The following is a 22,237-nucleotide window of genomic DNA, read 5'->3' as shown; positions in this document are numbered from 1 at the left end:
CAACTACACCCACGTCCGGGGGCGGTAACGATTGGCACGTTCCACCAGGTCGATCCTCTCCTCGCCGCCGCGTGCCAGCCGGGCCAGCGTGCGATACGAGCGTTCCAGGCCGAAACGCAGGCCCCGCTCGTCCAGGCCGCTGCCGAGCAGCGTCCGTCCTCCGGCGGCGGGAGGGGCGGAACCCTGGCCCCCGGAGAGTACCCAGTCCAGCGCGCAGCCGAGGACTTCGGCCGACAACTGCTCCCGGCGCGCCGGGTCCAGACCGTACGCGTCCAGGGCCTCGACCTGCGCCGCGGCGGCCGTGAGGTCCTCCAGGAACGGTACGTCGGAGGCGGTCGCCGTGCGCTGCCGCAGCCGCGCCCGGACGGCGGCCACGCGCGCCGCCGTGTAGTGGATGGAGGACTCCGGGACCGACTCCAGCGTCCGTACGGCACTGCGCCGGTCCCCGGTCGCCAACTGCACGCGGGCCAGCCCGAACGCGGCGCTCACATAGCTCGGGTCCGTCGACCACACCAGCCGGTAGTACTCGGCGGCGTTGTCGAGCTGGCCCAGCACCTCCGCGCACAGGCCCAGCGCCAGCTTGGGCGCGATCTCGCCGGGGAACGCGTCGTAGATCGCGTCGAAGGCCAGCGCGGCGCCCTCGTCGTCCCCCGTGACCAGCGCGGCTACGCCCCGGTACCAGACCACCCGCCAGTCGTCGGGCCGTTCGCCCTCCAGCGTGACCAGCGCCTCCAGCGCGGCGGCCGGATCGCCGGTCTCCAGCCAGGCCCGGATCTGCCGCAGCCGCGTCTCGATCGAGGGGGCCGGAGCCGCCGCGAGGGCACCGAGCAGCTCGGCCGGGGCGGAGGTCATCAGGCCTGCGAGGAAACCGGCGTTGGGGTCGGACGGGTCGACGCGGGGCACGGGCAGAGCGAGGGCGGCGGCGCGCGTGTCGACGGGCTTGACGAGGCCACGGAGTCCGGGCAGGTCAGGCGCCCAGCCGGGGCCCGGCCCTGGCGCGGCTCCTCCGGGCCCGGCGGCCGGCTGGGCGGCATGGGGCTGGGAGGGGACCACGGGCAGCGCCGCCGTCGCGGAGTTGCGCCGCTTCCGCACCACCCTCGCTCCCAGCCGGGACACCTCACCGGCCGGCTTCGGGAACAACTCCGTATCCGTGACCCGCAGCTCGGGCCCGAACAGCGTGGACAGGGCGGGCCGGGCGCGGCCCGACTGGAGGGAGACGACCTCCCGCAGGACGCCCGTCAGCTGCTCGGTCATCTCCTGCGCGGAGGCGAACCGGCGGGCCGGGTCGGGATCCGTGGCGCGGACCAGGAGGCGGTAGAAGGACTCGTACTGCCGGAAGACCTCGATGTTGTCCGGGTCGGGCAGGGAGTCGACGTAGACGTTCGTGTAGCCCTGGAAGTCGAAGGTGAGGACCGCGAGCGTGCGGGCGACGGTGTAGAGGTCGCTCGCCACCGACGGGCCCGCCTCGGCGACCTCCGGCGCCTGGTAGCCGACCGTGCCGTAGATGGCCGACTCCTCGTCGTCCATCCTGCGCACCGCGCCCATGTCGATCAGCTTGAGCTGGTCTTCGGTCTGGATCGCGTTGTCGACCTTGAAGTCGCAGTACAGCAGGTTGCGGCTGTGCAGATGACCGAGCGCCTCCAAGGCCTCCAGACCGTACGCGCAGGCCTGCTCCACCGGCAGCGGGTCGCGCCTGCCGTGCGGGGTGCGGCGGGCGTTGGCGATCTCCTTCAGGGACTTGCCGCCGACGTACTCCATGACGATGTAGCCGTCGAGGGAGCCCGTGCGCTGGTCGAGGTGCTCCACGAAGTTGTAGATCCGCACGATGTTGGCGTGCTCGATCTCCGCCAGGAAGCGCCGCTCGGAGATCGCCGCGGCCATCGCGTCCTGGTCGCCGGTGTCCAGCAGGCCCTTGAGGACCACCCAGCGGTCGGAGACCGCCCGGTCGACGGCCAGGTAGATCCAGCCAAGCCCGCCGTGCGCGAGGCAGCCGACCACCTCGTACTGGCCGTGCACGACGTCCCCGGCCTTCAGCTTCGGCACGAACGAGTACGGATGCCCGCACTTGGTGCAGAAGCCCTCCGTGCGTCCCGGCCGGTCGCCGCGCGCACGGCCCACCTGGGCGCCGCAGTCGGAGCGCGAGCAGAACCGCTTCCGCTCGGGCACCTCGGGGTTGTCCAGGACCATTTCACGCGGGTCGGGCCGCGGGATCGGCGGGACCTGGACCAGTCCCGCGCCCAGCCGGCCCCGGGACGAGGAACCGGCGGCGGAACCGGAGCTGCGCACCGACACCGAGCGGCCCGTCGCCTTGCCCGACAGGGAGCGCGAGAGGCGTCCCGACACCGAGCGGCGGGACTTCGAGGACTGGGACGACGTACGGGAACTGCGGCTGCTGGAGCGGGAGCTGCCGCTGCGCCCCGAGCCGTGTGAGCCGCCCTTGCCGCCGGCGGTGATGCCGGTGGGGGGTGACCCGACCATGCCTCCCCCGGAGGGGGGACCCCCAGCGGCGACGACCGGTGCGAGGCCGCAGGTGTCGCAGTACAGTTCGCCGCCGCCCACGTCCTCGTAGCTGCCGCCGCAGGCGGGGCGCTGGCAGGTGCGCTGCGGCTCGCCCGGTGCTCCGACCGGTGCCTGGCCCGGTGACGGGCTCGGCGGTTCGTTGGGTGGTTCGTTCGGTGCCTGACTCACGGACTCCCCCTTGTCGCTCATGCGCCCGCCCCCCTCCGGTCGTCCTCCGGTACGCCCTGGTCCGGCACCCGCGGGCCGCCGAGCAGTTCCGCCGCGGCCTGCTGGTAGCGCAGCACGGCCTGTTCGGCGGCGCGCAGGTCGCAGGGGGCGCTCCACAGCATGCGGCGGGCCTTTTCGTACCGCTCCACCAGCAGCGTGTCCTCGGCGAAGCCGTGCCGGGCGACCTTCGCCTTGTACGCGTCGAGCCGGCCGCGCAGTTCGGCACGGACCGCCAGGGGTGCGGTGACCGCGGTCAACGACTCGCGGGCGCGCAGCAGTTCGTCCTCCGCCTTCTGCTCCAGCGACTCCAGGAGCGGGGACAGGCGGTGCCACTGGGCCTGTCTGCGGTACTCCGCGGCCGCCGCCAGCTGCTCCTGCAACGCGGTCGGCGGTCCGCTGACGACCGGCACCTCCGTCGCGGCGATCTTCGCGAGGACCTCGCCGCGGGCGGTGCGCGCCTCGGCGAGCGTACGGTCCGCGCGGCTGAGGACGTCGCGCAGTCTGACGATCCGCTTCTCGGCGTCCTGCCGCACTGTCAGGACCGCGTCGATCTCCCGGCGTACGTCCTCCAGGGCGCGCGCCTCCCGGTCGTACACCGTCGTGTCCGGCCTGCCGCCGCCCGGAGCCGAACTGCCCTCCGCGGCCTGCCAGAACGCCAGCGGGTCCGACACGACCTGCTCGCGCAGTTTCGTGAGCGTGCGGGTGATGCGCTCCAGGTCGTCACCCGCCGGGTGCTCGCCGGGGCGCACGCCGACCGAGTGCGCGAGCCTGCGGGTGCGCTGGAGCTCGGCCGCCAGCAGGTCGATCCGGGCCGGCAGCGCCGACCACACCGCGTCGGCCGCGACGACCATGTCCAGGCTCGTCGCGTACAGCTCGTTCATCCGGTCGACGAGCGTGGCGAGCGAGTAGCGTTCGCTGAGTTTGTTCCCCGTGCCGTGCAGGGTCGGGGCGTTGGCCGTCGCCGTGGCGCTGCCCGCGACCGTGACCGAGTCGCCGTTCAGCAGCTCGGTCAGCTCCACCAGGTCCTCGCGGCTGGACCAGCGGCGGCGGGACCGGATCTCCCGGGCGGTGCGCAAGGCGGCCGTGTACGCGTCGAAGTACGTCCACAGCAGCGTGATCGACGCCTCTGTGGACGTCCAGCGTTCCCGGGTGACGCCGGTGAGCTCGGCGCCCTCCAGGAGTCTGCGGCCCGCGTGGTCCTGGAGGGCGAGGAGCGAGGTCTCGATCGCCTCGTGCTCCGCGCCGAGCCGCGCCAGCGCACGGTCCACCTCGTCCCGGTCCATCACCGGCCCGGTGGATCCCGTGACGCCCATCGATCACCTCTCGCTGCGGTTGTGCCGGCCCGGGGGTCGGTGCGGTTGTCAGGTCGTGCGCAGGTACTGCGGTGCCGGTGGTTCCGACTTCTCCGGATTCTTGCCCAGTGTGGCCGACAGCCATTTGTTGTACGACGCCTGCCAGCCGGTCGCGGTGTCCTTGCGGTAGTCCACCAGGATCTGGTTGACCCGGCGTACCAGATCGTGGGCGTCCTTCTTCATCGCCACGCCGTAGTACTCGGCAGTGAAGGGATCGCCCTTGAGCTCGACCGTCGGATCCTGTGCCGCCTGGCTCGCGGCGAGCGCGCCGTCGGTGACCACCGCGTCGGCCTCGCCGAGCTGGAGCCTGACCAGGCAGTCGAGTTGGTTCGGGACGGTCTTGGAGATGTCGGTGGTGGCGGGGAGTTCGCCGCGCTCCTTGTCCGCTTTCAGCGTGGAGTACGCCGTGGAGCCCGCGGCCGTGCAGACCCGCTTGCCTGCGAGCGTGCCGTCGTAGCCCTTGATGGGCGAGGACTTGGGGGCCAGGACCTGCTGTCCGGTCTTGAAGTACGGCGCCGAGAAGGCGACCTGGTCGATGCGCTCGCAGTTGATCGTCATCGTGCGGACGACCATGTCCACGCTGCCGTCCCGGATCGCCGGGATGCGCTGGTTGGTGGGGATCGCCTTGAACTGGACCGCGTTCCGGTCTCCGAGTATGTCCTCGGCGATGCGGTGGACCAGGTCGATGTCGAAGCCCTCCAGCTCCCCGCGCTTGCCGCTGTTGGGGTCGCGGTAGCCCCAGCGGTAGCTGTTCTGGTCGACGCCGACGACCAGCTTGCGCTTCCCGCCCTGGCGGTTCTTGATCTTCTGGATGGTGTCGCCGTCTGCGGAGGAGGGCGACAGGGTCTGCTTCTCGGGGGCCTCGCAGTCCTCTTCGGCCCTCTCGGCCTTGATCGTGGCCGACTGGGCGACGGCCTGGTCGTCCACGCTCCTCGGTCCGGACAGGGGGACCCACAGGGCGAAGACCGCCACCAGGGCGCAGACGACCGCCATCGCGGCCACACCGCCCCAGCCCTTCAGACTGGCCCGCAGACGTCGTGCTCGCATGGTCGCGCCCCCTTTCACCCGTGTCCCGTTCATCGGTACTCCGACAGCCTGCGGCCGATGCCGAGCACCGCGCCGGCGGCGCCGAGCACCGCGAGGACGGCCGCGCCCACCGACAGGCCCGTCAGGGCGTCCCGGCCGTCGTCGGCCGCGCGCTTGAACTCGGTTTCCTCGTGCGCGAGTGCCCTGCGCAGGTTCTCGTCGACGCTGTCGAAGCACTCGCCGGTCGTCTTGCCGGTTCCGACGACCTTGTCCAGCGCCTGCTGGTAGTTGCCGTTCTCGTCCTGCTCGCGGGCCGCGGCGTGGCGCTTCTTCCACTCCGTCATGTTGCCCACGGCAGCCGTGACGGGGTTTTCGCCCGATGCGTCGTCGGCGAGCTTCCCGGCGGCCGCCAAGTGCTTGCCCAGGGCGTCGATGTCCGTGCGGAAGTCGTAGTCGTAGGCGTCGTAGGTCTCTGCGCCGACCTTCTTCGTCTCGGCGCCGCGGGCCACCAGGGTCAGGTTCTCGTTGCCCCGTGCCTTGAGGGAGGCGATGCGGGCGTCGTGCAGCACGTTCAGGGAGCGGACGCCGTGTTCGTAGGAGTCGTCGAGTCCCGCGCGGGCGACGCTGTGGCCGACGACCAGCCAGAGGAGGACCACGGTCGCGGTGGCCGTGGCGGCGACCAGGCCCTGGTTCAGGACGCGGTTCGTGCGCTGGTAGTTGCGGTGCTGGGCCCAGGCGAGGGCGGCCAGGGCGGCGATGCCGAGCGCGATGGCGGCCCACGGGTACGGAGTGGCGTCCGCGTAGTCCGCCCGCAGGCGCTGGTTCTCCTTCGTGTACAGGTCCTCCGCCGCCGGGAGCATCTGCTCCTGCATCTTCTCGTTGGCGTAGCGGAGGTAGGCGCCGCCGACCGGGAAGCCCTGGCGGTTGTAGGTGCGGGCGCGCTCGACCAGGCCCTTGTACTCCGGGAGGAGTCTGTTGAGCTTGGCGATGGTCGCCGCGGACGGGGAGTGGGGGTCCGAGTTGGCGGCGGCGTTGACGAGTTTCTCCGCGGCCGTGCGGATGTCCTTCTCGTAGCGGTCTCGGGAGGCGGCCGTCTCCTGACCACCGGCGAGGAAGCCGCTGGAGGCGGCGGTGTTGGCGTCCGCGAGGGAGCGGTAGATGTCGGCCGCGTCCGAACTGAGGGGCTGACTGCTGGTGAGGACGTCGTCAGCCGCCGCCGCTCGGTCGGTCATCTGCCAGGCGGTGACGGCGCCGAAGGCGACGACGAGAAGCGCGAGGAGGGCGCCGATGATTCGGAGGCGGCCGGGCTCCGTGACGGCGGCGGCGCGGAGTCGGTCCAGTCCCTCGGCGAAGGCGGTGCGGCGGGGCTGGGGCTCCGTACCGCCGTGCGGTCCTTGCGGCGGTTGCGTGGCGTGCGCGGGTGCCGGTTGGGCCGGTACCGCCGGAAGAGTGGGCAGGCCCGAGCCTGTTGGTGGTGTGCTGCTCGTCGGCAGGTGTGTCACTGTGACCTCCCCCATGGTCATCCGTCGCCGCAAGTATCCCTTCCGGCACTGACATCCGCACCGCCCTTGCCTCGATCTTGATCTGATCGCAGCGCGAGGCACCACCCCTTGCCCAGATACACGTCGGGGGGATCGGTTCGGTTCCCACCGGGCATGCGCGCGACTACTCCACGTAGCGGCGAAACCCTTGCGCCGCCGCCGTGAAGCCGCACGCCGCGTAGAAGCGGTGGACGTACTCGTCGTCCGCCGCCAGCAACTGCACCTTGTAGCAGCCGGCCGACTCCCCCAGCCGCACGGCCGACTCCATGAGCCGGCGTCCGACGCCCCGCCGCTGGAAACGGCCGGCCACCACGACGTTCTCCACGAACAGGACGGCTCGGCCACCACGGGTGAGGTTCGGCATCAGGATGCAGTCCGCCGTCCCGGCCACGGCACCGTCGGCCTCGGCGACCAGGACGGTCCGCCCCTGCTGCCCGGATATCGCCGCCCAGACGGCCTCCGCGGCCGCCTGGGACAACGGAGTGTCGTCCGGGTTCAGTTCGCCGTAGAGGCCCAGCAGCGCCGCCAGGTCCGCCTCGGCCGCCGCCCGCACCGTGATCTTCATGCCCTGAGCCTAGAACCACGGCCTGCCTAGGGCCTGCCTAGGGCCTGCCTGGGACGCGGCCTTCAGTGGAGCGTCAGCGGAGCGGGGGCGTCAGCGGACGGGAGCGTCAGTCCCCGGCCGGAGTCTCCCTGCGGCGGAGCACGATCAGGGTCGTTCCTCCGATCAGGACCAGGGTGATGGCTATGCCGGCGATGAGGGGCGTGACGCCCGAGCTGCCGGTTTCGGCGAGGTTGGTGTCCGTCGCCGTGCCGCCCACCGATGCCGGGCTCGGTTCACCGAGGGTCTGCGTGGCCGTGCCCGTCCCGCTGCCCTGGACCTGGCAGTCCAGCATGCCGGTGAAGCGCTGGGTGAAGCCGCCCGGGCCGTGGATCGTGAAGTCGTACGCCTGGTCCTCCTGGAGCGGAACCGTCACCGTGCGGGACTCGCCCGCGGCGATGGTGTGCTCGAGGCCCGCCAGTTCGAAGGTGAACGGCTCGTCGCCCTTGTTGGACGCGATGATGTCCACGCCGCCCTCGGCGCAGTTCTTCGCCGCCGACAGCGCCGGGATCGCGCCCTTCGTCGCCCAGGTCGCGGCCGCCGTCGCCGACACCGTCGACTCGCTGGAACCGGCCAGGATCTGCGTCTGGCTCCGGCTCTCGGAGGCGAAGGCACGGCCGACCGGCACCGTCGTCGAGGCCTGCACGGTCAGTTCCGCCGTGCCGGCCGCCGCCTCCTCGGGCACCTCGAAGAACACCTGTCCGCCGTCGGACGTGGACGTGACGGCCTTGCCCTGCTTGTCGACGATCCGGACCCCGCTCGTCGCGGCGTCCGCCGGCGGGCTCACCGTCACACTGCTGGCGTTGGTGTGCACCGTCACCGGGCCCAGCCGCTCCCCCGGCCGGCCGGAGACCGCCGGCGGGTCGAGGGTGAGCGAGGCGCGGGGCTCGGGCAGGCTCCGGGCGTTCTTCTCCAGGTAGTCCGCGAGCTGTTCGGCCTGCGGGTCGAGGGCGTCGACCGCCACGTCGTCCGAGTAGCGCCAGATCGCCACCTGCGTGCCGGCCGCCGCGTCCTGCTCGGTCAGCGCACCGCGGACGCCCGCCTTCCGGGCCAGCGCCGCGAGGTCGTTCACCTGCGGGTAGGAGTTCTGCAGGATCCAGCGGATCCGGCCGGCGTCCTTGTTGGCGCCCAGGGACGTGCCGCTCCAGGGCGTCTCGTGGTACTCGGCGTCCCGCTGCGTCGGGTTGTGCAGGTCGACGCAGTACGTCTGGAGCATGCCGCCGCCCTCGACGGACATCTCGAACAGGCCCGCCGACACCTGCTGGTCCCCGGTGGCACCGTGTATCACCGCGGTGCCGTACGTCTTCAGCCCGGCTATCGTCGCGGTCGCTCCGCCCTGACTCGGCGTCGTCTCCTCGGCGGTCGCCTGGCCGGCGCCGGCCAGCACACCCGCGGCGACGAGCCCGGACACGAGCGTCGCGGCACCGAGGCGGGCAGCCCCTCGCCTGCGTACGAACACCGCAGAGAACGAAGCAAACACCAAATTCCCCTTCGAGCAGGACCCGTCGATGTGGGGGGGTACGGTCCCACCAGCAGAATCACAAGCCTCACAGGCCGCAAGAGCCCCGAAAGCCATGCCCGGCATCCTAGGTACGTGGCGGACGCCGCTCGCCGGTGAGGCAGTCGGACGAGTGATCCGACTCGGAATCGTTATCGCCGAGACCCCTTGTGAGCAGGGCTTATCGACAAGTCCACGCCCGTTTTTTCGGTGCGCACTCGCCGATAAGCCGCAGTTCGGGCAGGCTGACGGGTGATTGACGTCACGTCAATACTGCAGGTTCCGGGGGCTGTTGAGCGGGATCTCCGGCCGGTTCCGGTGAAACCTCCTGCGGGGTCTCCCAGTTGGGCTCCGACTGCGTAGGCGCCGGTGCCGTCTCCGTCTTGCCTCCGCGGCGGAACGCCGAGGTGCCCCACGCCAGGTCGTGCCCGATCGCCACCGCGTCGATGTCCGCCGACGTCCAGCTCTGCCCCTCGCGCACGTCGGTCCGCACCTTCAGCCTGCCCTGGACGATCACGGGCTCGCCGACCGTCAGCGACGCCGCCGTGTTCGTGGCGAGCTGGCGGTTGGCCCACACCGTGAAGAAGTTGGTGTGCCCGTCGGTCCACATGTTCTTCTCGCGGTCCCAGTAGCGCGCGGTCACCGCCATCCGGAACCTCGCCGACGGGCCGGACGCCATCTCCCGGTACACCGGCTGCGTCGCCACCCTGCCGACCGCACAGACCATCGTCTCGTTCATCGCGAACCCCTCCCTCGCCCGGACCTGCGACACCGGGCCGACGCGTACGGGCCCGTCCCGTACGGCTGTGTCCGCCAGACTGCCGCCGCCGGGCCGGGCCCGCTGAGCGCTGTGGATCACCGCCCGGCCTGTGGACAACGCCGTCACCTGGACGGGTGACACCGAGCGGTCAGGGGCTCGGGGTGATCAGGGAGGCGAGGTGATCAGGGAGGCGAGGTGATCAGGGAGGCGAGGTGATCAGGGAGGCGAGGTGATCAGGGAGGCGAGGTGGCCCCTTCAGGGGCGCGAGGCGGTCAGGAACGCGAGGTGACCCCCTCCCGTCGAGGCATCACGTCCCCGCCCCCACCACCCTCCCGTACTGCTCCCGAACCTCCCGGTACCGCAGCAGCTCCGCCGCCACCGGGTCCAGCACCCTGGCCCTCCCGCACCCGGCCGCCGCCTCCCGCAACCGGCGTTCCGCCTCCAGCCCGTAGCGCCGGGCAGGCCCCCGTGCCGCCATCCGGCAGCTCCACTCGATGAGCGGGCCGCCGACGATGCCGATCACCATCAGCAGCACCGGAACGCCCAGGTTCGGCGCCATGACCCCGACGATCTGGCCCACCAGCCACAGCCCGCCCAGGAACTGGAGGATCGTCATGGACGCCTGGGTCAGCACGGCCACCGGCCACCACCCCGGCCGCGGCGGCCGCCCCGTCGGCACTCCCGCGCGCACGCTCAGCTCGTCCAGCGCCTCGGGCAGCCCCTGGGAGCCGCGGACGGCCGCCTCGCGCACCGCCTGCGCCCACGGCGCGGGCAGGCCCGCCGAGGCCCGGTCGGCCACCGTCCGTACCGCCTGCTCGACCCGCTGCCGGGCGGTGGCCTCCTCGTCGGCCTGCGTACGCGAGGGGAGCCGCCCCGTGGCGGGCTCGCCGCGGTCCTGGTACCAGCGCCACAACCGCAGCCAGGGTGTCCCGCAGGCGCGGTTGGCGTTGCGCAGCCACGCGCGTTCGGCGGCCTCGCCCGCCGCCGTGGCGCCCACCGCGTCGGCGAGCCGGTCCGCGAACTCCTCCCGGGCCTGTTCGCTGAGCCCGGTCCGCCGCCGCGTGGCGTAGACGGGCCACAGCCGGGCCGCCGCGATGTCCACGTCGGCCGAGATACGCCGGGCCGGCGCCGTGCGCTCCGCGACGAACTGCCCGAGCGCCTCGCGCAGTTCACCGACGCCGTCGCCGGTGAGCGCCGACAGCGCGAGCACGGTCGTACCCGGTTCGCCGTACTCCCCGAGGGCGATGCCGTCCTCGTCGAGGAGCCGCCGCAGATCGTCGAGGACCTGCTCGGCGGCCTCCCCGGGCAGCCGGTCGACCTGGTTGAGGACGACGAACATGACCTCCGCGTGGGCCGCCATCGGCCGCAGATAGCGCTCGTGGAGGATGGCGTCGGCGTACTTCTCGGGGTCGACGACCCAGATGACCGCGTCGACGAGCGCCAGAATGCGGTCCACGTGCTCGCGGTGCTGTACGGCCGCGGAGTCGTGGTCGGGCAGGTCGATGAGGACGAGTCCGCGCAGCTGGGACTCCGCGTGCCCGGTCGGCAGCGGACGGCGGCGCAGCCGGGGCGGGATGCCGAGCCGCTCGATGAGGCTCGCGGCCCCGTCGCTCCAGCTGCATGCGATGGGCGCGGCGGTGGTGGGACGGCGTACCCCCGTCTCCGAGATGGCCACTCCGGCCAGCGCGTTGAACAGCTGTGACTTGCCGCTGCCCGTGGCGCCCGCGATGGCGACGACGGTGTGCTGCCCGGAGAGCCTGCGCCGGGCGGACGCCTCGTCGAGCACCCGCCCGGCCTCCGCCAGCGTCCGGCTGTCGAGCCGGGTGCGGGAGAGCCCCACGAGTTCGCGCAGGGCCTCCAGCCGGGAGTGCAGCGGTCCGTCGTACGCCAGGGGGGTGACCGTCGGCGGGGCGGCGGGGCGGTTGTCCAGCACGGCGTACTGGTGTCCTTGGGTGGTCTCGTCGACCCGCCGCGCGATGAGCCCGTCGTCCCAGGAGGCCGTGGAGGCCGTGGAGCCGGGGGGACTTGTGGAACCCGGGGATGCCGTGGAGCCGGGGGAACTTGTGGAACCCGGGGATGCCGTGGAGCTGGCGGAGCCCGTACGGGAGGTGGAGTCGCCGTCCGGCACGCGCGCGTGGGTGCCGTCCCTGCTCTCGTGCCCGGAGGCGCTCTGGGGGGCCTTCGCCGCCGGGTTCCCGGCGGCTGCTGCCTTGTCCGCGTCGCCCGGCTGCTCGGCGCGCTCGTCGTGGTCCTGGTCAGTGACGGCGGTCACCGGTCACCTCTCCTTCTGCAGTACGGACAGCGCGGCGATGAGTTCGGCCTGGGGCTCGGGGTGGACGTCGAGGGCGTCGAGCGGGGCGAGCCGACGCTCGCGTTCGGTGTGCAGGACCCGGTCGACGTGCTCGGCGAGCAGCCGTCCGGCCCGGTCGCGCAGCCGCAGTGCGCCGTGGGCGCCGATCCGCTCGGCGAGCCCCTCCCCGGCCATCCGTCCCCGCCGGCCGCCCAGCAGGGAGGTGGCGACGAGGGCGGCGACCAGTTCCGGGTCGGGCGAGAGGTTCCGGTCGAGCTCTCGTACCTCGTCCTCGGCGTACTCCTCCAACTCCCGCCGCCACCGCCGTAGGGCGAGACCGATCCGGTGCTCGGCGCTCTCCGCGGCGGGTTCGCGATCGGCGAGCCCGGGGGCGGCCGCCGCGGGTTCGCGCCGCCAGGCGTCGTCGATGCGCTCGTCGGCTGCGGTGACGGCGCACAGCAGCAGCGCGCTCAGGCTCTCCACGAGCGCGTCGAGGAGTTCACCGGCGGTGCAGTCCAGGGGGAAGGCGCGCCACCGCTTGAGGGCGTCTCCCGCGAGCACCGCCCCCGCCTGCAACCGGCCCCGCACGCGCTTGTGCTCGCTGTCGTACGCCCCGTCGACGGCGGCGGTGAGCCGCAGTGCGGCGGCGTACTGTGCGGCGGCGGCGCCGGCCAGCTCGGGCATCCGGGACTTGAGGGAGTCGAGGACGCCGTGCGCGGTGCGGGCGACGACCTGCTGCCGGGCCGCCGGGTCCTGGACGTGGTGGATGAGCCAGGTGCGCAGCTGGGCCACGGCACTGGCCGGCAGGAGCCCGCCGCCCCAGGCCGACTCGGGCAGTTCGGGCACGGTGAACCGCGGCACGTGCCCGAGTCCGGCCTTGGTGAGCAGGGCCCCGTACTGCCGCGACACCTCGGCGACCACCTGGTGGGGCACCCGGTCCAGGACGGTGACGAGGGTGACGTCGTACTCCTTGGCGGTGCGCAGCATGTGCCAGGGCACGGCGTCGGCGTACCGGGCGGCCGTGGTGACCATGATCCAGATGTCGGCCGCGCAGATGAGCTCGGCGGCCAGGACGCGGTTGTCGGACACGAGGGAGTCGATGTCGGGGGCGTCGAGGAGGGCGAGGCCGGGCGGCAGCGTTTCGGCGGTCTCGACGCGCAGCACGCGCGCGGGGTTCTCGCCGGGCAGGAGCAGGTCGTCCGCGGAGTCCTGCTGGGGCACCCACACACGGGTGAGATCGGGCAACACCCTCATCCCGCTGAACCAGTGATGATCCTCCGGATGGCAGACCAGCACGGGGGTCCGTGTCGTCGGCCGCAGCACTCCGGCCTCGCTGACCCGCCGTCCCACGAGGGAGTTCACCAGCGTGGACTTCCCGGCTCCGGTGGAGCCCCCCACGACGGCCAGAAGTGGCGCTTGGGGGTCTCTCAGCCGGGGCACCAAGTAGTCGTCGAGCTGGGCGAGCAGTTCGTCGCGGCTGGCACGCGCGCGTGGGGCCCCCGCCAAGGGCAGCGGGAAGCGTGCGGCGGCGACACGGTCGCGCAGGGCGGAGAGTGCGTCGAGCAGCTGAGGCCGTACGTCCAAGGTCACCACATGTGAAGAATGCCCAATTTTAGGGGAATTCTGAAGCATATGAGCATGTCTGCGCGCCGATGGAACACAAGGGACGGAAGGGACTAGTGGGACGCGGGCCCACGCGAGGCATAACGAGTGCACAACACCCGATGCCTCAGATGCCAAAAGCGGTGCACGATTCGTACCTGCCTGCGATTATCAGGACCGCTTCACCGAACCTCCACATCGAGCCACGGAGGCGAAGCAACAGGGACAAGGACGCGGGAGCCCTATCCTTGTCCCCGGCAACGTCACGGATCAGCCCACACCAGGGCACCACGACAGAGGCCACCACACCGGCCCCCGTAGCTCAGTGGATAGAGCAGGCGCCTTCTAAGCGCTTGGCCGCAGGTTCGAGTCCTGCCGGGGGCGCCACCTCCTACCAGCAAAAACGCCCCAGAGGGGATCTCCCCTCCAGGGCGTTTCGTGTCTCTGACGGCAACGCTGACGGCAACGACCCCGTCACTCGTCGGACAGCAGATCTCCCAGCTTGTCCAGAGCGGCCCGCTTCTCCGTCATGTCGGCGTGCGCGTAGATGTTCATCGTCACATCCAGGGCGCTGTGCCCGACGATGGCGCGAACGATGTGCGGCGGGATGCCGAGACCCAGCAGCAGGGTCACGCAAGTGTGGCGCAGGTCATGGAAGCGGACGTCCAGGCCGGGCCGCTCGCGGATCGGATAGAAGTGCCGGTTCAGGTTCCGGGGCTCGATCGGGGTCCCACGCCGGGTGGTGAAGACCAGGCCGGTCTCCTGCCACTGCTCCCCCGCGGCTTCGCGCTCTTCCGCCTGGCGCTCACGGTGCCGGCGGAGTGCGTCGACACACACGGCCGGGAGCGGCACGGGCCGCTCCGAGCGACGCGTCTTGGGCGCGGTGAGCGTCAGCTCTCCGTTGACCCGCTGCAGGGCCGTACGGATCTCCAGCGATCCCCCGTCCAGGTCAACGTCCGACCAGTGGAGTCCCAGCAGTTCGCCACGTCGGAGCCCGAGGTACAGCGCGAGCACGTACGCCGCACTCAGCCGGTCGTCACGCACCTCGTCCAGGAGCTTCTTCCCCTCAGCGACGGACAGACCGCGACCGACCCGGTACCGAGGAGTCTGGACCTGCACGAGCTTGGCCACGTTGCGCTGCACCAGCTCTTCACGGACCGCGTGCTGGAGGGCGTTCCGCAGCACCGCGTGCAGGTACTGGACCATGCGCGGCGACAGCCGACGCTCGCAGCACCGCTTGGAAGTGGCAGCACAGCAGCGACGGGCACCGGCCGGGCGAGCAGCATCACGTCCCTGAGCGCAGCACTGGCAGGCCTGCCGAGCCCAGTCGAGGAAGAGGCGCACGTCTTTCACGCACTTGCTGTAGCTGTAGACCGTCGAAGGCCGCACCTTGTGGCTCACGACGTGCTCAAGCCAGTACGGGAGATAGGTACCGAGGCTCTCGGTCGTGTCGGTCGCAGGAATGCCCTGGTCGCTGTATGGCCGTAGACCCGTCGGCGCTTGTACGTGCCGTCCGGATCAGGACGTAGCCAGCTCCCTCGTACCGGCCGTCCTTGCGGCGGTAGATGGTGCCCTCGCCATTGGGATTGCGCTTCGCCATCAGGCAGCCTCCTCGATCTCACGGGTTATGAAGTCGCGCAGGGCATCAGCCGGTATGCGGCGGGAGCGGCCGACGGTGATGGAGAGCAGACGGCGGGAGCGGATCAGGTCGTAGACGGTCGAACGTCCGAGCCTGAGCCGTGCCATGACTTCGGGCACGGTCAGCAGTTCGGGCGTGGCCGTGGTCATGCTGCGGCTCCTTCCATGGCGAGTCGGTCGCGTAGTGCTTCACGGGCGGTTTCGCGGTTGAGCTGGAGGTCGCGGGCGATGGTGGCGGCGAGGCGGATTCGCCGGGGGTGTGGCCGTGTCCGGCGTACTGCCAGTCGGCCAGGACCAGGACGGAGTCCGGCTCGACGTCGTCCAGGCCGAGGGCGGCGTGTTCCTGGGCGGCGCGGTATTCGGCGCGGGCCTGGCGCAGGGCGCCGAGGGTGGTGGAGTAGCGGCGGGACTTGGAGGAGAAGTGGCCGCGGAAGCCGAGCATGTGAGCCCAGACCCACAGGCGCCGGTCGGGGTAGAGCGGGTCGAGCTGCTTGCAGACCTCGATGAGGCGGCGGGTGTGGTCGGGCACCTGGTGTCGGTCCAACTCGGCGAGTTCGCCGATGCGGCGGTCCAGGGTGCCGGTGTTCTCGGCGGCCTTGGTGGCGTACTTCGCGACGTAGGAGGCCACGGCCTGCTCGGTGATGTCGGAGCCGTCGCCGAAGGCCTTCACGGGCCGGACGTCGAGCTGGGCGCCCCAGCGGAAGGTGCGAGCCGGTTGGTCCTCGGAGGCCGGGACCGAGACCGAGGTGTAGGAGTGCGCGGCAGCCGCACGGATCGAGTCGGCAAGGAGATCTACTGTCGCCCAGGAGGGCGGGGCGGTCTCGGGTCCGTCGGGTCCGTCGATGCGGATCACGGCGTGAAAGTGCAGGGCGCCGCGTTTCTGGAACTCGGCGCCGTTTCCGTAGGAGAGGCGGGCGCACTCCTTCAGCTCGCGTTGGGTGATGCCGGCGCGGGCGGCGATCGCGCGGCGGAGGCGGTTGGTGAAGCGCTGCCAGAGCTGCCCGGCATGGTTGTTGAACAGCACCGCGCCCGCGTAGTCGTAAGTGGTCGGCTCGAAGGCCGTGCCTAGGGCGGGTCGTCAGCGGGGTGGTGGGCGCCGCAGCGGCAGACGCCCCGGTCGGGCCGGTTGTGAACCGGGCCGAAGGACGGAGCGGTGAGGGTGGCGAAGACGCGGGGGTGGTCGCGGACGGTGGCGGGGATGTCGCGTCGGTCGTCTCCGGCGAGCCCAGCGCGGAGGAGGTGGTAGGTGTCGCCCGCGTAGGTCCAGGCGCAGGACGGGCAGCGGGAGGCGCGTCGGTTGCCGCATGCGACGCGGAGACGGCCGCCCGGTTCGTTGGCGGTGGTGTAGTGGCGCAGGGTCTCGCCGGTGGTCTTGTCCTTGTGGAGGCTCCAGCCGGTGAGGTGGATGGGGTCGGCGCAGCCGCCAGTGCGGCGGATCTGCTCGTGCCAGCGGTGGTAGTCGGATGCCGAAGCCACCCTCAGCAGGTCGCTGAGGGTGATCGGGTCGAGCAGGTCAGGCACGCGCACCCTCCGGGGCGCGGCGGGCAGGGACGGTGCCCTGGCCGTGGCAGGCCGGGTAGTTGGCGGTGATGGTGGGCAGGTGGCCGTGCCGGTCGCGGCCGCCGGTGGTGGCCGCACAGCGCCGTCCATCCAACTGCAACCCGGCGAACCCATGCGGTCGCCGAAGGTCAGAGCACTAGCGCAGGCGACGGACGGCCTGGGCCTCGGCGCGTTCCACAGCGCTGCGACCGTGGGTGAACACCAGGGCCAGGTGGAACAGGGCCGGGGTGACCGGGGCCCAGCGACGGATGCGGTCCGGGCGCAGGAGGTAGCGAACCACGTCCGCCGGACGGAACGGCACATACTCGATGTTCTGGTGCTCCCACCGGTCGGCAACACCGCGTGAGATGCGGGACTGCAGGGCGTCGCCGGTCAGACCAGTGAGGTGTGCGGTGAAGTGGGCGCTCCACTGCCGCCGTTCGACGTCCAGGACGAAGGCCAGCATCGTGAGCGTGTACTCGTGCGGCTCAAGGGAGAGTTCCTCGCGCATGCCTCGCCGCGCGACGTCGTGCAGGTCGGGCGCGTTACGGCCAGCTGAGTCGATGTGCCGGGAGAGCCCCTCGTTCACCGAGGAGCCCCACAGACCGGGCCCGGAGCGCACGTTGTCGGCTCGTCGGCTGACGACGAGCAGGTGGTCGGCGGTGACCACGGCCACATTCACGCCGAAGCTGCACTGCAGGAAGGCGGGGGCGTCCAGGGGGTGGTCGGGGTCGAGGTAGCGCTCGCGCGGGGTGGCCCCGTCGGGAAGCCTGCGGTCGAGCTGCTGCGCTGCGAGGAAGGTGAAGTAGTCGGTGGGGCGCAGCCGCAGTCGGACGTCTGCGTGCTCCTCGAGCATAGTGCGGGAGATCTCCAGGCCCTCCACGGCGTATCGGGGGCCGTTCCAGATGCGTACCCGGGTGCCGGATGTCTCCGCCTGCTCCTCCGCCGCCTCGATCTCCGCACGCCACGGCGCCATCTCCTCGGGGAGGACTACCTCCCCGTCCAGCACCTGGACCCGGACCGACTCCGGCGCGATGGCCTGCTCGCCGTCGCCCTCGACGACGAGCGCCGACGTGTGGAGTGGCCCGATCGAGAAGGTCGACCACGTGGAGAGCGGGGCGCCGCCTGAGCGGTACGTCAGACTGCGCACGGCGGTGGCGGATCGGCGTCGGATCCTGAACCAGGCGTTCTGGAGCGGCTGTTGGAAGAGTATGGCGAAGATGATGCCGAAGACGGCCCCGACTATCCCATTGACAAGATCGATTCCGGTCACAGGCCCGCAGCGTATAGCGTCGCCGTAAGGTTGCGGCTGTCTCGCCTGTGATCCTTCGATCAGCGGGTAAACCAGAACTGCGGCGGCTGCGGGGGGCTTCTTGACGGGGGAAGCGGCATGACAGCGTGGGGACGCCTGTGACATGACCTGAGGGGCCGGCGCAACCTCGACGTGTCCGCCACGATCGCCGTCGCCCTGGGGACCAGCATCCTTGCGGCCTTCGATGTGGCTCCGACGGAGAAGATCATGGCTGCCGTCCTGGCCGCAGGTGCTCTTGGGCGTGCTGTCAGGTCCGCAGAATCACGAACCCCTGGCGCCGTCATTCTCGATGGCGGAGATGGCGGCAAGACGCTCGTTTATCGTTCTCGTCAGCTGGTGGTTTCGGCCTAGCGTGCGTTGCGAGGCTGCGAGGTTCTCCTCGTACAGCGGAATGGCATGTACCAAGTTCCCCTCTGCTTCGTAGACGGCGGCGAGGTTGTTTCGAGCCGTGATGGTGTCGGGATGGTCGGCACCTAGCGTCAGCTCCACGGCCGTGACGGCTTGCTCGAGCAGGAAGACGGCGCGCGCCAGGTCGCCGGCCTCTTGGCAGATGGTGGCGAAGCTGTTTCGAGCAGTGACGGTGACAGGATCGTTGAGCCCCTGGGCCCGCTCCAATACGGCAAGAGCCTCTTCATGTGTCAGGAGGTCGCGGGCCAGCTCCTCGCCCGGCCGGAGTTCAGCGTCATCGCCAAGCTTGGCGCGGCGGCGATGCAGGGCGATGGCCTCGCGTCTCGCGGCAAGGGCCTCCGATTGGCCTCCTACCAAAGCGTATCGGCTTGACAGACTGTGGAGCGATCGCACGAGGTCGGGTTCATGGACGGCCTGATGCGAGGATGCGAGGACCCGACGGATTTGTGTGGCCTCCTCCTCAGCCGACACTGCTTCTTCTGATTGCCCTTCCGCCCCATAGCGAATCGACAGGTTGTGCAGTGAGGTGGCGAGTTCGGGCAGGTAAGCGGCGGGGTCGGCCTCGGCCAGCTCACGGCGGACGGCAGTGGCTGCCACACACCCCGCGAGGACGGCCTCGGGCAATCCCACAGCGGCCTGCAGCGATATATTGCGCAGCGGAACGGCCGACGCGTCGGCTTTGGCCAGGCTCCGCTCTAATGGGCGACAAGGTCAATGGCTGATACGGTGCCGTCACCGCTGTTGGCGACGTACAGGCGATCACTGTGGGGCTCAAAGGCCAGGCCCGCGGGTTGAGAGCCGACCGGGATCCTGGCGATCACGGTGCTGGACCCGGCATCGATCAATCTGACCAAGCCGTCGGGATGAGTGACGTAGACGTCTCCGCGGGAATCAACCGCTAGACCATTGGGCCCTGCCCCGACGTCGATATCGGCGACGCCACCGGTGTCAATATCGATCACAGACACCGCGTTGAAGCCGGAGTTGGCGACATAAGAACGACGCCTCTGGGCATCAATCACAATATTGGTGGGCTGCTGTCGGACCGGGATGGTCGAGATTACCGCCTTGGTCGCAGGGTCGACCACCGACACACTGTTGAAGTCGGGTTGCGTGACGTACACGCGGTGACTCACTGGATCAACTGCCACCCCAAGGGGACCAGGGACCTCGATGAAGTCGAGAGCGACGGGCGGCAGGTCCCCGCTGATGCGGATTATCGACACCCTGTCACCACTGCGGTCGGTCACATAGGCGCGACCCATGAGATGGTCGACCGCCACCCTCATCGCGAAAAGTGGTGGGCCGGCAGGACCTCCGATGCCGATGGTGGCAATGACGGCGTTGAACCTGTCGATCACGGACACAGTACTGTTGCCGCCGTTGGCGATGTAGACGCCGAATTGCGGATCGGTTGCCACGCTCTCCGGCCGGAATCCGACGCCGACATTTGCTCGTACCGTGTTGGTCGAAGAATCGATCACCGACACGGTGTTGAATCCGCTGTTGGTGACGAAGATGTGGTTATGGACATCTACAGCCACAGCGACCGGCCTAAGCCCCACCGGAATGGTGGCCATGACGCGCGGCTGCTCAGTATCGGATATTCTCATCGCCATTCAACCTTCACATAGGAGGCGGAGTGCAACGCCCGTAGGGCCGCCCATTGGTCGGGTGGTCGCTCCGAACGCCGGTAATGATGTGACTGCCGGATGGGTGAGGCGTTGTTCCACGGCGGACACCCGGGAAGCGCACTGGCTCGTCCGTGAGAGGCCACAGACGCGCGAGTGATCCTCGAATCTCTAGTTCCATGCTGTATCTCGGCATGGAATCTTCGCGTAAGGCAGGAGGGTGAATGACGGCTGGTCTTGTTCAAGAATTGCCGCCTCCAATTGCATGCGAGGCGCCACTCACAGGGGTAGTTGATTGTGCCACTATGGCAGATAGCCAATCACACCCACATCCCGTGCATACCCGCGTGGGACTCTGCGCAATTCGATACTTGATCCGAGCACCGCCCGCCACCGGCCCGAGTACGCGAGCGCCCCGACCAGCAGATGGAGCGGCTGGCGGAACTGACCGTGGCCGCCCGACCCGCTGACCATCTCAAGGCGCCGGCCTGGCTGCCCGGCTTCGGTCCGGTGCTGGTAGCAGTCGAGGACTGCCGCCGGTCGACCCGCCGGTTCGAGGCCGACCTGCTCGACGGTGTACACGCGGTGGTGCGGGTGCACACCCGGCTGATGGCCGGCGCACTGCGCTCGGCCCGGGAGCGCGGGAAGTCCGAAAGTCCGACCCGATGGACGCCGAAGCGGTGGCCCGGGTCGCTCTGCGCGAGCCCGGTCTGTCCAAGGCATGCCTTGGACGGGCCGAGTTGCACATCAAACTGTTGGCCGACCAGCGGCGCACGCTGGTGGCCCAGCGCACCGCGATCGGGAACAAGCTGCGCTGGTTCCCGCACGGGCTGGACCCGGATCCGGCCAGAGAAGCCGCAGAGCGGGCCACCCTGCGGGCTTCTCTTATGCGGCCCGGCGGATCCATTCAGAATTGGACCGCAGTGTAGTGCAGGGTGTAGTGGGCTTCGTCGCGAGTAAATTCACCTGTCCGTGCGCCGGTTGCATTCGCGGGCACGGTGACCGTTCCGAGGTAATCGTCCGGGTCGGGCCAGTCTTCCTCCCAGAGTTCAATGTTGACATCTCCGGCAGAAATGATGGGCTTCTCCATGAAGGCGGAGTTACCTGCGGTGATCACATGCTCGCCCTCATTGGGAAAGACCTGAGCGCCGCCAGACCTCAGCATGATCTCGTCTTCAGTGGAATCTTCCATCTTGTGGCAGGCCAGTTGCTTGAGCACGACCAGAAGCATGAGAACGCCTCCATCTCCTTGCAGTGGCGTGTTCGTGCCTTCTTTTTTATGAAGTCACCATATGGCCGACTTCGCAACATATGCCGCGATCTGCCGATGGATCTATAATAAGGTATCGCATTTAGTTACCGGCACAACGGTTTAGGCGTGTATTTTTCTGTTTTATACGTCAGCTCCGCGAGAGCCTGCTGTATGAGAGCCTGAGGCTGGGGAGAGCCGAAAGACCACGAAAGCGATATCCGTGCAGCTCAGTGGACGTTAAGTCCAATCTCCCTCGAGGCGCCGGAGGCTTACGGGGCCGTGATCAGCTGCGGTCAAGATGTGCGCACCACCGCCGCACCACAAGTTCACCAGATCGCTCGGGGAACAGCGGGGAAACAGGTGAAAGCAGTCGGCACGACGAGGCCGTGCCACGACCGTTCGCCCAGGTCAGCACCCGAATTGGCCGCACGTAATCGCAGCTTCCCAAGCTGAGGTTCTAGAGGTGGACTGGCGGGCTGGGCCGGAACGGGCCGCAGCACGGTTCTGCAAGAGCCGTACGGTGTCGGCATGTTCGAGACGATCCGGTGGCGCTGCTTCGCGCACGTGACCGACCGCCGTGGTGCCGAGCGAGTAGTCGGCCGCATCGAAGAACTGTTGCCGCACACCATCGAGATCGAAAGTTACGATCGGTACTGGAAGTTCCCAGAGCTGGCCGAGCTGCGGTTCGTCTCTCCCCTCCGGCGTTCCGCCCCGGAGGATGCACTTCTGATCACCCTTCAGTGGGCATGGAAGATCGCCACCCCCTGGAGCCTCAGCGGCCCACAGCCAGGCGAACGTCATGAGTTCGGGGGCATCGCGTCCTCCAACACCGGAGCCAGTTTCAGTGTCGCCGGCATCGAGTGGATGGAGTTCACCACCACTGATCGCCAAGAAAAACTTCCCGCGGATACGGCGAGCTGACATCCACGAGTGACATCAACAGCGTCGGACGCAGGCACCCATGCACGACCCGGCGCAGCCACCGCGACCGCACGACGACACAGCCGGGCTGCGCATGGACCGAACTCCTGCAGCGGCTGGCATCAGGCTCGGCCCCACC

General features: G+C 69.9%; 18 protein-coding genes, 1 tRNA gene and 1 pseudogene. 3 read left to right on the top strand and 17 right to left on the bottom strand.

Translation table 11 applies throughout. The annotated features are described in order from the left end of the window. Window positions 1-3: 3 nt before the first annotated feature. The 9 genes from ABZ192_RS09845 to ABZ192_RS09805 all read right to left on the bottom strand — a co-directional run bounded on the left by ABZ192_RS09845 (window position 4) and on the right by ABZ192_RS09805 (window position 13,388). On the bottom strand, window positions 4-2,559 hold the full coding sequence (locus tag ABZ192_RS09845; RefSeq protein ID WP_356924180.1) for a tetratricopeptide repeat protein: 2,556 nt from the start codon (window positions 2,557-2,559) through the stop codon (window positions 4-6). 146 nt (window positions 2,560-2,705) lie between these two features. Next, window positions 2,706-4,040, bottom strand: a complete 1,335-nt coding sequence (locus ABZ192_RS09840; protein ID WP_356923999.1) for a hypothetical protein — start codon at window positions 4,038-4,040, stop codon at window positions 2,706-2,708. 48 nt (window positions 4,041-4,088) lie between these two features. Beyond that, the gene (locus ABZ192_RS09835; protein ID WP_356923998.1) at window positions 4,089-5,126 is read right to left on the bottom strand and encodes a glutamate ABC transporter substrate-binding protein; all 1,038 of its coding nucleotides are present in this window, start codon (window positions 5,124-5,126) and stop codon (window positions 4,089-4,091) included. A 29-nt stretch (window positions 5,127-5,155) separates the two neighbouring features. Next, window positions 5,156-6,607, bottom strand: a complete 1,452-nt coding sequence (locus tag ABZ192_RS09830; protein WP_356923997.1) for a hypothetical protein — start codon at window positions 6,605-6,607, stop codon at window positions 5,156-5,158. Between the two features lie 163 nt (window positions 6,608-6,770). Further along, the gene (locus ABZ192_RS09825; RefSeq protein WP_356923996.1) at window positions 6,771-7,211 is read right to left on the bottom strand and encodes a GNAT family N-acetyltransferase; all 441 of its coding nucleotides are present in this window, start codon (window positions 7,209-7,211) and stop codon (window positions 6,771-6,773) included. 106 nt (window positions 7,212-7,317) lie between these two features. Beyond that, window positions 7,318-8,727, bottom strand: a complete 1,410-nt coding sequence (locus tag ABZ192_RS09820; protein ID WP_356923995.1) for a Cys-Gln thioester bond-forming surface protein — start codon at window positions 8,725-8,727, stop codon at window positions 7,318-7,320. 280 nt (window positions 8,728-9,007) lie between these two features. Beyond that, entirely contained in the window at window positions 9,008-9,484 is a 477-nt protein-coding gene (locus tag ABZ192_RS09815) for a single-stranded DNA-binding protein (RefSeq protein ID WP_356924179.1), read from the bottom strand. 328 nt (window positions 9,485-9,812) lie between these two features. Beyond that, window positions 9,813-11,777 (bottom strand): YfjP family GTPase, encoded by a 1,965-nt coding sequence (locus ABZ192_RS09810; RefSeq protein ID WP_356923994.1) that lies wholly within the window; start codon window positions 11,775-11,777, stop codon window positions 9,813-9,815. 3 nt (window positions 11,778-11,780) lie between these two features. After that, the gene (locus ABZ192_RS09805) at window positions 11,781-13,388 is read right to left on the bottom strand and encodes a dynamin family protein (RefSeq protein WP_356923993.1); all 1,608 of its coding nucleotides are present in this window, start codon (window positions 13,386-13,388) and stop codon (window positions 11,781-11,783) included. A gap of 320 nt (window positions 13,389-13,708) precedes the next feature. Here ABZ192_RS09805 and ABZ192_RS09800 point away from each other — a divergent pair. Then, a tRNA-Arg gene (locus ABZ192_RS09800) sits at window positions 13,709-13,784 on the top strand. A gap of 87 nt (window positions 13,785-13,871) precedes the next feature. Here ABZ192_RS09800 and ABZ192_RS09795 read toward each other — a convergent pair. From ABZ192_RS09795 to ABZ192_RS09765, 7 genes and pseudogenes are all read right to left on the bottom strand, one after another. Then, window positions 13,872-14,603, bottom strand: coding sequence for a site-specific integrase (locus ABZ192_RS09795; RefSeq protein ID WP_356923992.1), 732 nt, complete (start codon window positions 14,601-14,603; stop codon window positions 13,872-13,874). Window positions 14,604-14,996: 393 nt separating this feature from the next. Continuing rightward, on the bottom strand, window positions 14,997-15,185 hold the full coding sequence (locus ABZ192_RS09790) for a helix-turn-helix domain-containing protein (protein ID WP_356923991.1): 189 nt from the start codon (window positions 15,183-15,185) through the stop codon (window positions 14,997-14,999). Then, window positions 15,182-16,556 (bottom strand): annotated as a pseudogene (gene repSA, locus ABZ192_RS09785) (replication initiator protein RepSA). The gene ABZ192_RS09790 and the pseudogene repSA overlap by 4 nt, the downstream one beginning before the upstream one ends. After that, window positions 16,549-16,695: a hypothetical protein gene (locus ABZ192_RS09780; RefSeq protein WP_356923990.1), complete on the bottom strand. Its 147-nt coding sequence runs from the start codon at window positions 16,693-16,695 to the stop codon at window positions 16,549-16,551. The pseudogene repSA and the gene ABZ192_RS09780 overlap by 8 nt, the downstream one beginning before the upstream one ends. 36 nt (window positions 16,696-16,731) lie before the next feature. Beyond that, the gene (locus ABZ192_RS09775; RefSeq protein ID WP_356923989.1) at window positions 16,732-17,724 is read right to left on the bottom strand and encodes a hypothetical protein; all 993 of its coding nucleotides are present in this window, start codon (window positions 17,722-17,724) and stop codon (window positions 16,732-16,734) included. A 423-nt stretch (window positions 17,725-18,147) separates the two neighbouring features. Beyond that, window positions 18,148-18,918, bottom strand: coding sequence for a tetratricopeptide repeat protein (locus tag ABZ192_RS09770; RefSeq protein WP_356923988.1), 771 nt, complete (start codon window positions 18,916-18,918; stop codon window positions 18,148-18,150). A 71-nt stretch (window positions 18,919-18,989) separates the two neighbouring features. Next, window positions 18,990-19,874, bottom strand: a complete 885-nt coding sequence (locus tag ABZ192_RS09765) for a YncE family protein (protein ID WP_356923987.1) — start codon at window positions 19,872-19,874, stop codon at window positions 18,990-18,992. Between the two features lie 716 nt (window positions 19,875-20,590). Between ABZ192_RS09765 and ABZ192_RS09760 the strand changes: the two genes are divergently transcribed. Continuing rightward, window positions 20,591-20,854 carry a hypothetical protein gene (locus tag ABZ192_RS09760; protein ID WP_356923986.1) on the top strand — a complete coding sequence of 88 codons (264 nt, stop codon included), beginning with the start codon at window positions 20,591-20,593 and terminating at the stop codon, window positions 20,852-20,854. Here ABZ192_RS09760 and ABZ192_RS09755 read toward each other — a convergent pair. Beyond that, a complete protein-coding gene (locus tag ABZ192_RS09755; protein WP_356923985.1) occupies window positions 20,833-21,156 on the bottom strand; it encodes a hypothetical protein in 324 nt (107 codons plus the stop codon). The two genes, ABZ192_RS09760 and ABZ192_RS09755, sit on opposite strands and share 22 nt — an antisense overlap. Before the next feature lie 549 nt (window positions 21,157-21,705). Here ABZ192_RS09755 and ABZ192_RS09750 point away from each other — a divergent pair. Next, the gene (locus ABZ192_RS09750; RefSeq protein ID WP_356923984.1) at window positions 21,706-22,098 is read left to right on the top strand and encodes a hypothetical protein; all 393 of its coding nucleotides are present in this window, start codon (window positions 21,706-21,708) and stop codon (window positions 22,096-22,098) included. The last annotated feature ends 139 nt before the right edge of the window (window positions 22,099-22,237 follow it).

This window comes from Streptomyces sp. NPDC006235 (assembly GCF_040613735.1).
Classification (GTDB): domain Bacteria; phylum Actinomycetota; class Actinomycetes; order Streptomycetales; family Streptomycetaceae; genus Streptomyces.
The sequence above is the reverse complement of the archived record's forward strand: the minus strand, read 5'-3'. Positions and strand labels throughout refer to the sequence as shown.

Coding starts and splice junctions, on each gene's coding strand:
- ABZ192_RS09840 (WP_356923999.1), bottom strand. CDS start 4,040: ATGGGCGTCACGGGATCCACCGGGCCGGTGATGGACCGGGACGAGGTG.
- ABZ192_RS09835 (WP_356923998.1), bottom strand. CDS start 5,126: ATGCGAGCACGACGTCTGCGGGCCAGTCTGAAGGGCTGGGGCGGTGTG.
- ABZ192_RS09825 (WP_356923996.1), bottom strand. CDS start 7,211: ATGAAGATCACGGTGCGGGCGGCGGCCGAGGCGGACCTGGCGGCGCTG.
- ABZ192_RS09815 (WP_356924179.1), bottom strand. CDS start 9,484: ATGAACGAGACGATGGTCTGTGCGGTCGGCAGGGTGGCGACGCAGCCG.
- ABZ192_RS09795 (WP_356923992.1), bottom strand. CDS start 14,603: ATGGTCCAGTACCTGCACGCGGTGCTGCGGAACGCCCTCCAGCACGCG.
- ABZ192_RS09790 (WP_356923991.1), bottom strand. CDS start 15,185: ATGACCACGGCCACGCCCGAACTGCTGACCGTGCCCGAAGTCATGGCA.
- ABZ192_RS09765 (WP_356923987.1), bottom strand. CDS start 19,874: ATGGCCACCATTCCGGTGGGGCTTAGGCCGGTCGCTGTGGCTGTAGAT.
- ABZ192_RS09760 (WP_356923986.1), top strand. CDS start 20,591: ATGGACGCCGAAGCGGTGGCCCGGGTCGCTCTGCGCGAGCCCGGTCTG.
- ABZ192_RS09755 (WP_356923985.1), bottom strand. CDS start 21,156: ATGCTTCTGGTCGTGCTCAAGCAACTGGCCTGCCACAAGATGGAAGAT.
- ABZ192_RS09750 (WP_356923984.1), top strand. CDS start 21,706: ATGTTCGAGACGATCCGGTGGCGCTGCTTCGCGCACGTGACCGACCGC.